The sequence below is a fragment of the Neochlamydia sp. TUME1 genome (assembly GCF_000813645.1).
In the GTDB taxonomy this organism is placed as follows: Bacteria; Chlamydiota; Chlamydiia; order Chlamydiales; family Parachlamydiaceae; genus Neochlamydia.
Genome location: NZ_JRXI01000178.1, coordinates 1 through 9,594 on the forward strand (window position 1 = coordinate 1; position 9,594 = coordinate 9,594).

Below are 9,594 nucleotides of genomic sequence, written 5' to 3' on the forward strand. Positions count from 1 at the left end.
TGTAATATCTGTACAAACCTCCAACCTTTTAATCCTGCCCTTGAGAACAAACCGACTTCTTTTCGGTGGGCCCCTATCCTTGCTGATAGGGAGAAATCTACTGTGTGGCTCATCAACTCATCTTCTCATGTAGACTACACCCGTTCTGCCCAAATAGACTTAACCTTCTTTCGCGAAAAAGATACACAGACGCTCAAGCGTACGATAATTTTGCCTCCCCATGGCTTTCGGATAATTTATGCCCAGGAAGATCAAGAGCTCTGCCAGTTCTTAGAAAATACTATCGGCTGGTTTACAGCTGTGAGCCCGAATCCCTATACAAGCACCTACTATTTTACAGAAGATTCTTCTGGAGTCGTAGGTGGAGACCATGGATTTTAATAAACAGTTTTTCTAGCAGATGAAGAGGGGCTTTTTTCCCCCGGTAAGAAAAAACCTATTTTTCTAGTTCTGCTAATCACCTTCTTACTTAGGTAAGCACGCCTTTTATTGACCTTAGTAGAGGTATGAGCATGGAGTAGGGGATTCATTTGCTCTCCATGCCTGGCTGCATTTTTTGTATTCTTTCTCTCTAAGCGAAACAATTTTTTTCTTACGTGTGCAGAGGGTTTTTTCTTTCTAGCCTTATTAATTACATTTTTGGCTAGATAAGCATGCTTTTTATCAATTTTGGCATGTAAATGGGGATTGAGTAGAGGGCTGATCTGCTCCCCGCGAGCGCCAGAATTTTTTTTCCGTATTGTTTTGGCTTACTGAATACTGATGAATAAGCGGTGAAATGAACTTATCAATATACTCTTGGTCTTCTGGCCCAAAAGGTACTCGCCCAAAAATAGCCTGAAAAGCTTTATTCTCTTGGATTTTATCATCTACTCTTCCAGTACGGTCTTCTGCACTTTTGCAAAAAAACTCTACACAATTAGACATCATCGCATGAATTTCTAAGTAATTAACTTGGAAATCAAGCACTGAATTTACTTCTTTATTTTTTTGGCGGTAAAACACGTCGATAGCTAGCTCAAATTTAAGGGTTAAATCGTTGATATGCTGGAGTTGTTGTACTTTTGCCAAATCGGAAGGCAGCTGATCAATTTCTCTTTTTAACTGGGATCTAAACTTTTTAAAAAGATTTTTTATTTCCGAGCTCTTTTGTATATAAACTTCAGATTTAAGTCTTAAATAATCTTTATAGTGATTGTAAACCTCTTTCTCATGCTGTTCAATTTTATCTTTTAAGCGAATAATTTCCCGTTTAAGGTCAGGCTTTTCGGGGTGGGAAAGATATTTTTCCATTAATCTATCCAATGAAGCATAAAGAGAAATAATCTCTTTAGCTTTTTCATTTTGAATCGCCTGCATATCCATTTTTGCTTGACGTAACGAAGGTGCCCCTTTCATCGATTCAATTTCTTGTAAGGTTACCATTAAAGAAGGTGGGAGGATAGACTGTTTTTGGAGGAAATCAAACACTTCTTGTTCAAACTCTATAAAGCCTTTAGCATTGTAAGAAGCTAAAGATTCAGCATCTTTTAAATGCTTTCCCATAGAGGTAGAGTTTACAGCCAATTCATTGGCTCCTAAGTTCATAAATGAAATATCAGGCTTAATCCAAACATCTTTTCCTTCTATTCTAACCTTAAGAAGCCGTTGATTATATATTTTTAAAGCTAAAGCGGATTCTTCTAGTTGAGTGGTTTCACTTTCTCCCGACCATTTTCCTGCAATCCCCTTTTTACGATTACGCATCTTATCTATTTTTTTGGTGATAATAACATCATCGTGCGTAAAGGAAGGACAAGAGGTCGATTAGGAGTAGTAACTAAAGAAGGATCAGCCTGAATCCTTACAGCCGCTAAATCAATTAAATTTTGTTTGCAATTTCGGCAACCGATAGCTTGCCTTTGCAGGGTATCTTTAATGGCGATTGGCGGATAGCTAGAATGGCGAATGGCATCAAAGAGTGTTTCTAGAAAATCCTCTCCCTCTCTGTAATGAATTTCTCCAAAAGAAGTAGCCACATAGTTAGCTAAACCTTCACGGTCTCTAACCGTGCTTGGTAACATCGCTCTTGCCATACGCTCACCTTTCTCATTAATAATAGAAGAAGGCTTTTGCATATGAAAAAATTGTTGATTTGAATCACCTAGGAAGTAGGTGTTGATAATGGTAGGTCTTCCTACTGCCACAATAAAATCTTTTTCTGCTTGAGCTAACTTGTCAATTGTAAACTCTTCTACTTGATTGAGCTGATTGATCGTAAATTGTATATCTTTGGCTAGCTGAGCGAGCAGCTCTTGGGCAATCTTATGCACCTGCATATAATGGTCTTCGCCAACTTTTTTATCAGGATGCTGGATATATTGGGGATCTATCTGAAATTTTTCCGAACGTATTTCCTGCATAAAATTTCTTTGAAGGTAGTCAAGAGTTTCTAATAGCTTCTCTTGGGCTTTCTGGCCCTCTAGGCTATCTCCTATAGGTAAATTTTTCACATGCCATTTAGCCGCATCTATTAACAGCCGCTGTCTTTCTATAAAACCTTCAGTCTTAGGCCCATGGTAAGCCTGGGGAGCATATTCATTAACCTCATAGGCTTGCCCCTCTCTGATTATTTTCCACCCAGTAATCCCATAATTTCCATAGGAATTAATCTCAAATTCAATTCCCTCCAGCTCTCCTTTCTGGATTTTTATGCCATGCTCCTCTGTCTGCGCATCGATAAGAGCAGGCTCTTCAGCTTGCAGCTTTTCTTTAAGGTCTTTAATGATATTTAAAATTAAGGCCGCCTCTGCTGCCGGCAAATCTTCTTCATCTTTTTCTCTAGCTTTTCCATCTCGACTGCTCTCTGATAGCTTGCTTACTTCTGGGAAAGCCATGATCTCCTTTTTATCTTCATCCCCTAAGGTTTTATTCAAAATTTTGGTAGATACATTCTTTATTTTATCGGAAGGAAGTTCTTTAATAATTTTGTATTGATGGCGGTAATCGTGAATGGCTTTGCCTATAAGCATTATTAGAGGGATAATAACAGTAAAATAAGAAATTATTTTAGCAGTGTTTTTAAGCAGTTCTTTCATATTTAGATGGCTAGCCCCCCATGAATAGCCACTCTCTTGGCTTTCCAATTTTTTAAATCGATGCCCTCCTTCTTTTCGTGAAACATTTTTTAAATGGAAATAGGAATCGAAAACATTTTTATTAGCATGATCAATCGCATCAGAAAATTGAGTTTTGTCTATGGCCATAGTTAACCCCTTATTTAACTAACTCTTATTAATATTATAATTTTAAATTAAAATATTAATCAATTAATTAAAGAATTAACTAAATCAGAATAAAAAGGTAAATAATTAACGAATTGATAGTCAGATAATTCAGGATCAAACCAGCCTAGCTTGTGCTCAGTTTGATTAATTAACGCTATAAAAGAAGCTTTGATGAAGCGGTTATAACCTATGACTTGAAGAATCTCTTTAGAAGAGATGGGAACTGCCTTACATTCAATAAGTAACAAAGGATGCAGGCTGTTTTCTTTGGGGAGATAACAAATAATATCCGCTCGCCTTTCGGGCAAAAGAGAGGTAAATATTTTCAGATGGGGTAAAGACTGCAGCTCTTTTTCTACTGCAATACATGAACGAGGAAATCCTAAATGCTGGATTAAAAGCTGGATCGCTTGCTGGCGAACAAGCTCTTCAGGGGTAGCTATTAGCCAGTTTTTACGAATAGCACAATAAATTTTTTGTTTTTCTTCTTTCTCCATAATAAGAAGCTCCAAAAATCCATAAGCTTTAGGTGATGGACTTTTGAAGCATTATCTAACTACCCTTCAGGCATGAGGAGACCATAATCTCCATTCTCTCGGCGATAAATGACGTTTAACTTACGATCCACTTCATTACGAAAAAGAAGAAAAACATCTCCTGATAGCTCCATTTTCATAAGGGCTTCATCTAAAGTTAAATATTTAAGAGGCTTTTTTTCTTGTTTAACGATATGATGAGGACGATATTCTTTATCTCTCTGGGATGCATTTTCAGCTTCAATTTCTTCGTTAATTTCGGCTGCTTCGACTTCCTTTAAAGGACGTAAGACATTTACGGCCATATCTACCATTTCAAGAGGCTTAGCATGATGATCTTTAATTTTTTGCTTATATTTTTTAAGTTGCGTTTGAATTTTATCTACTGCTTTATCAATAGATGCATACATATCATCTGTGACCGCTGAACTTTTAATGAGTATATGGTTCAGCTTAACGAGAAGGTTGACATGATGCTCAAACCTTTGAATATCCATTGTGATCGTTATATCTATAATAGGTATATCGTATTTTTCAATTTTAGAAAGCTTGTCTTTGATATAGCCTTCCATGGCCTCGGTTACTTGTACATTTCGTCCATTAATAGTTAAGCTATAGTCTTCATCAACAAATTCAGCAGCTTTAGATTTGCGGCTCATAGAAACCTCGATTTTATGGAGTTGAGATAGGAATTTTAAGTTCCTATTAGCTCCTATTATACAAAAAAATCTAGTAATGGGTAAAGAGAACAAAGCAGATCTTTTGAAAATAGCTGCGCCAGAAGATACAAACTCTATTTCTTCAAGCCCTTAGCCTCTCAAGTTTGAGGCTATAATCAGACCTAAGATCTTATGTAGGCCTTTACAAAGAGGATTGCCTTCAAGGATGATACTTTTTAGGCTTTATGAAAAATGTTCTGTTAAAACCCTGTGAACCACCAATTTTAGATACTATTAAAACTTAAGTTTTTTTCTTTGGCAGCAGAGAAAAAGAATTGCTAAAAAATCTTTTTGTATTTTTTTATGCCTACTTCGCCGTTTTTAGAGTCCTACCCGTGGATATAGACTTGCTTTACGCAAAAAAAAGACCTATTAATCGTTAACGCTTTTTTAAGCCTTATTCTACAAATAGAAGACATTTTTGAGCAGCTCTTTAGGCAAGCTTATACTTAATGGCAAGCTGCCTTTAAGAAAAAGTTTAACGTTTAAGGATAATTTTCTTGCTAGAAGGAGGCCCTAACAAAGTTTATTTATAGGCTATTATTTCCTATTCCCTAAGCTTTTCTTCTGGGAAGGAATTGAAAAACTCTTCTTCTCTCCTCGAAAAATTCCCACAAAATTCGTCGCGCTCTCAAATAAACTCAAATAACTTTAGGCTATAAAAAAACTAGAGGAAAGCCAAAAAAAATTTCAGAGAATATCTAACCCTAAAGGATAGAGGGAATCATGAAGAGCTAATGAGGTAAAAGAGGTCGCTTTTCTAACAGCTTTACCGAGTAGAAGTTTTATACTGCCTCTAAATTCTTTTTCAATTGGGCACGGAGCTTGATGTTCCCTAGCTGCCCACAGGCTGCCATAATGTCCTTACCCTTTGTTGCTCTAAGGAGAGTTTGATAGCCTTGTAAGCGCAAATGTTGACGAAAAGCTGTAACAGTCTCTTCAGCAGGCCGAGCAAAACGATCACCTGTTTGGGGATTATAAGGAATAAGGTTAATTTTAACATGAAGGCCTTTAAGATAATCTGCTAAACGTTCTGCATGTTCTAAAGAATCGTTTACATCCTTAATGAGTACATAAGCTGTAAGGATTTTTAATCCTGTGACTTCATTGTATTCACGCATTGCTTTATAAAGTTGTTGCATATCATGCTTACGGTTGATAGGCATTAAACGCTGGCGAATTTCATCTGTAGGAGCATTGATCGATACGGCCAGATGAGGCTTAGGCCCGGCACTATGGGTGAACTTATGGATCCCTTCGATCACCCCGCTAGTGGAGATAGTCAAATGGTTACGTCCAAATCCTAGTCCTTTAGGATCCATTAATATATGGGTAGCTTGCCTAACGTTTTCATAATTATCAAAAGGCTCTCCCATTCCCATAAAGACAATATTACGTATAGGATACCTTAGTACATGGCGAACCACAAAAACTTGACCGATAATCTCTTCTACCTTTAAATTACGCAACAATCCCATCCGGCCAGTCTCACAAAATGTACAACCCCTGCGACATCCCACCTGCGAAGAGATACACAGTGTTCCCCCCGCCTGCATAGGAATTAACACCGCCTCAACCTCAAGGTTATCCTGGGTTTTAAGAAGAAATTTTTTCGTTTCACCATCATCTTTTTCTACAGGCACTAAAGGCAAAGAAAGGTCGACTCTTAATAGGATTTCTCTTAAAAGCCTGGAGGCATTATGAAAAGCTGGATGATGGCCAAAGACTGTGCCTGTACGATAAAATTCTTCATAGATTAAGCCGGCATGTAGATAACCTTTGCCTAATTCTGCTGCGATAAAATTACAAAAAGAGTGATGAGTATAGCTTAAAAGATTAACTGTTGAATTCATACCTTGGAAAAATGTGCACCGAAGAGGGCTCGAACCTCTAACCACCCGGTTCGAAGCCGGGTACTCTATCCATTGAGCTATCGGTGCATTTAGCTTGCAAGATTATAGAAAGAATCACGAAAATAGCATTCTAGCGTAGAAGCTTCTTTTTTTAAACCTAAAATTGGCCGTTGCATGCAAATTTCTCATACGCAAGGTTTGATTCTTAAAGTCATTGACTTTCGCGAATATGACCAAATCATGACTGTTTTTACTCCTGATAAGGGAATAGTAAAATGGATCTTCAAAATAAGAAAACCTTCGAAAACTTCTCCACGGGTTAAAATTTCTCCTCTTATGCAAGGCGAATTTACATACAGCGAAACTAAAGGAGAGATTTGGAAATGTAGGGAACTTATCATCTATAACTATTATTTAAAGCTACGTGGAGATTATAACTTATTAGAAAGTGCTGGACGGATGATTAACACCGTTATAGATTCTCAGCCCTTGCATAAGCCTGCCCCTAAACTTTTTAAGCAATTGATCACCTATCTAGAGAAAATTCCTTTTACAACCAATTTACCAGCTTTAGAGCTAAGCTTTATACTAAAAATTCTTAAAAATGAAGGGGTAGCCAATACCCATTTACAATGCTCTGTTTGTCAAAGTCCCCTTCAATCTCTTTATATTTGGCAAGGAGAACATTTTTGTGCCATGCATACTCCTGCAGGGGCCTTGCTTTTTAATGAAGATGAAACTTTAGCTTGGATGCAGTTGGCTGCTTGTTCTTCTTTTAGCCAGCTTAATACTATTTGCATCCCTGTACATTTGCCCCATAAAGCTCATCAGCTATTTAAAATTCTTGTTCAGCATTGATCTTGTTTCCTATTTGCCAGCTTTTTCTTTACTCATCCCTACGAACGAGCTTTTCCTTTTTAGAATTTCAACTTTATTCTTGCTCGTATAAAGGTAAGTTTGTTATATTTTAGCTTCTTCAATTTTTAAGCGAAAGTGGCGGAATTGGTATACGCGCTACCTTGAGGTGGTAGTGAGAGAAATCTCGTAGGGGTTCAAGTCCCCTCTTTCGCAATCAAGCTTTTACCTACCCTTTTCAAACGATTTACTAGCAAGCTTTTCAGTTATCATATTTCTAAATAAGCTCTTTTTTATCCTCTATTTATTCAGAATATTTATTCAAAAACTAGACATTTATGCTTGAATCCTCTATGGTTGGCTTTTTTAATCAACCCTCGATTCTTTCATGGATTGTCGTGCCTATTGCACCGCTGCTTCTTACAAAATAAAGCTTTTTTACGAAATTCTTCGCCAACGTTTTCCTGCTGCCTCTTACCGTGATGCTGTTCACTGCTCGATTCCTCTTCCCAATCTTCCACCAGGGGATGTTTTCTTCTTTTCGTATGGAGCGATGGTTTGTTGGGGTTTACCCAAGGAAATAGAAAGAGAAATGCTTAAACTCGTACAGCCGTACGAAGAAAAGCATTCAGATGAGATTGAAACGGATGAGTTCACTTACCTTTATGGAGAGGCTCCTAGAATTTTAGAAGATGAAATTATTTTACCTAATCAAGAAATGCTTACCAAGCTTGCTATTTCACATGGACTGGCCCAATCTGTTAAATTAGGAACTTTTGAAAACGCTATTCAGACGACTTTTAATCAATCTAAACATATTCCTGAAGAGTTAGCTAGCAAAGGAAAAATTTCTTATTCTAAGAAAGCTATACGCAAAAAGATGGGGGAATTATTCCTCGCACGCAACTCTATCAATCTGCATGCAGATGTACTAGACACGCCAGAATTTTTTTGGGAATACCCAGAGCTTGAGCCCTTGTATACGATGGTCGCTAACTATTTAGATATTGAAAGTCGCGTGGAAGTTCTTAATCAGCGTCTAGATGTAGTCCATGAGCTTTTCCAAATGCTAGGCTCTGAGCTTAATCACCAGCATTCTAGCCGCCTTGAATGGACAATTATCTGGCTCATCATTATCGAAGTGATGCTTAATCTACTAAAAGACGTATTTAGAATTTTATGAAGGTTTTATTTATTCTAATTATTCGTATTTACCAATGGACCATCAGTCCTCTCCTAGGGTCCACCTGCCGCTTTACACCTTCTTGCTCTAACTATGCTTTACAAGCTATTGAAAAGCATGGGGTATGCCGAGGAACAGGGCTAGCTATCAAACGTATCTGCCGCTGCAATCCTCGCCACTTAGGAGGGAGAGATGAAGTGCCTTAAAAAACATTTGCTCTTCTGCCAATTTAATAAAGTAAAATCTATAGCTCTACATCTTATTTATGCCTGGTTAATTCTTTAAAGCTCTTTTTATTAGGCTAACTTCTTTTAATCCCACAGGCTCCTAACTTTTAAAAAGCGGAAAAATCTTCTCAATCATTCTGCAAAACAGTTGTAAATATGCATGAATTTGCGAGAAAAGAAGAAAACCAGATCATGAAAATTTTAAGCTAAGTAACCTACACCTCTCCACAAAAAGAGCTAAGAATCCAAAATTTCTTCCTAGCCTTTTGTTAATCTTTTATTGTTTAGAACTGATTCAAAATACACCTTAAGCGGCTAAGACAAACGCAAGCCGCCACCGAAGCCACCACATCTTTACCTCCCTTTTCTCTCAAAATTATCTTAAATAAGTTGTTTTGCATCAACCTATTAGATCTGTGAGAAAGCAGATTGATAAGATAAAACAGGGGTTTTAAGACATCCTCTTACTTCTTTAAAGATAAGATGGCTAAAAGTTTTTTATTTCATTTTAGCCCACCCAAATTTAAAAAGTGCTTACTATTCTACAATTAAAAACGCTGCCTTATTTTTTCTGGAATATCTTTTAAAGGATTTCCCGCTAATTCAAGCGTGTACAGCCGAGGCAGCTGCCCGATTTCTGCAGGCAGAGCGGTGAGCTGGTTTTGATTTAAGTGAAGCCGTACCAACCGAGACAGCTGCCCGATTTCTGCAGGCAGAGCGGTGAGCTGGTTTTCTCTTAAGTCAAGCATTTGCAGCTGAGACAATTGGCCTATTTCTGCAGGAAGGCTGGTGAGCTGGTTTTGATTTAAGTCAAGCCATTGCAGCGTAGACAATTGGCCTATTTCTGCAGGAAGGCTGGTGAGCTGGTTTTGATTTAAGTGAAGCATTTGCAGCTGAGAAAGCTGCCCGATTTCTGCAGGCAGAGCGGTGAGCTGGTTTTGATTTAATTCAAGCA

At 37.7% G+C, this 9,594-nt stretch carries 10 protein-coding genes, 2 tRNA genes and 1 pseudogene; 5 read left to right on the forward strand and 8 right to left on the reverse strand.

Annotated elements, in window-relative coordinates; translation table 11 throughout:
* Positions 1-381 (forward strand): annotated as a pseudogene (locus DB41_RS08175) (hypothetical protein); the annotation flags it as partial.
* Here the strand turns inward: DB41_RS08175 and DB41_RS08180 are convergent.
* The 7 genes from DB41_RS08180 to DB41_RS08210 all read right to left on the reverse strand — a co-directional run bounded on the left by DB41_RS08180 (position 378) and on the right by DB41_RS08210 (position 6,461).
* Positions 378-530: a hypothetical protein gene (locus DB41_RS08180; protein WP_155117635.1), complete on the reverse strand. Its 153-nt coding sequence runs from the start codon at positions 528-530 to the stop codon at positions 378-380. The pseudogene DB41_RS08175 and the gene DB41_RS08180 overlap by 4 nt on opposite strands.
* A 133-nt stretch (positions 531-663) precedes the next feature.
* A complete protein-coding gene (locus DB41_RS08185; RefSeq protein ID WP_039386231.1) occupies positions 664-1,746 on the reverse strand; it encodes a hypothetical protein in 1,083 nt (360 codons plus the stop codon).
* 5 nt (positions 1,747-1,751) lie between these two features.
* Entirely contained in the window at positions 1,752-3,245 is a 1,494-nt protein-coding gene (locus tag DB41_RS08190) for a hypothetical protein (protein WP_039386233.1), read from the reverse strand.
* Positions 3,246-3,304: 59 nt separating this feature from the next.
* Complete coding sequence (locus tag DB41_RS08195) at positions 3,305-3,763, reverse strand: type I restriction enzyme HsdR N-terminal domain-containing protein (RefSeq protein ID WP_039386236.1); 459 nt, start codon at positions 3,761-3,763, stop codon at positions 3,305-3,307.
* A 59-nt stretch (positions 3,764-3,822) separates the two neighbouring features.
* A complete protein-coding gene (raiA, locus tag DB41_RS08200) occupies positions 3,823-4,461 on the reverse strand; it encodes a ribosome-associated translation inhibitor RaiA (protein ID WP_039386237.1) in 639 nt (212 codons plus the stop codon).
* An 845-nt stretch (positions 4,462-5,306) separates the two neighbouring features.
* Entirely contained in the window at positions 5,307-6,374 is a 1,068-nt protein-coding gene (gene rlmN / locus DB41_RS08205) for a 23S rRNA (adenine(2503)-C(2))-methyltransferase RlmN (protein WP_039386244.1), read from the reverse strand.
* Positions 6,375-6,388: 14 nt separating this feature from the next.
* Positions 6,389-6,461, reverse strand: a tRNA-Arg gene (locus DB41_RS08210).
* An 87-nt stretch (positions 6,462-6,548) separates the two neighbouring features.
* On the opposite strand from DB41_RS08210, the gene recO reads away from it, so the two are divergent.
* The 4 genes from recO (at position 6,549) to yidD (ending at position 8,618) form a co-directional block, all read left to right on the forward strand.
* Positions 6,549-7,232 (forward strand): DNA repair protein RecO, encoded by a 684-nt coding sequence (gene recO, locus DB41_RS08215; protein WP_039386239.1) that lies wholly within the window; start codon positions 6,549-6,551, stop codon positions 7,230-7,232.
* Positions 7,233-7,361: 129 nt separating this feature from the next.
* Positions 7,362-7,445: transfer RNA gene (locus DB41_RS08220), tRNA-Leu, on the forward strand.
* Positions 7,446-7,617: 172 nt separating this feature from the next.
* Positions 7,618-8,412, forward strand: a complete 795-nt coding sequence (locus tag DB41_RS08225; RefSeq protein WP_039386241.1) for an RMD1 family protein — start codon at positions 7,618-7,620, stop codon at positions 8,410-8,412.
* Entirely contained in the window at positions 8,409-8,618 is a 210-nt protein-coding gene (yidD, locus tag DB41_RS08230; RefSeq protein WP_039386243.1) for a membrane protein insertion efficiency factor YidD, read from the forward strand. The genes DB41_RS08225 and yidD overlap by 4 nt, the downstream gene beginning before the upstream one ends.
* Before the next feature lie 569 nt (positions 8,619-9,187).
* Here yidD and DB41_RS08235 read toward each other — a convergent pair.
* Positions 9,188-9,594: leucine-rich repeat domain-containing protein (locus DB41_RS08235; protein WP_193365249.1), on the reverse strand; the 407-nt coding region annotated here is incomplete at its 5' end.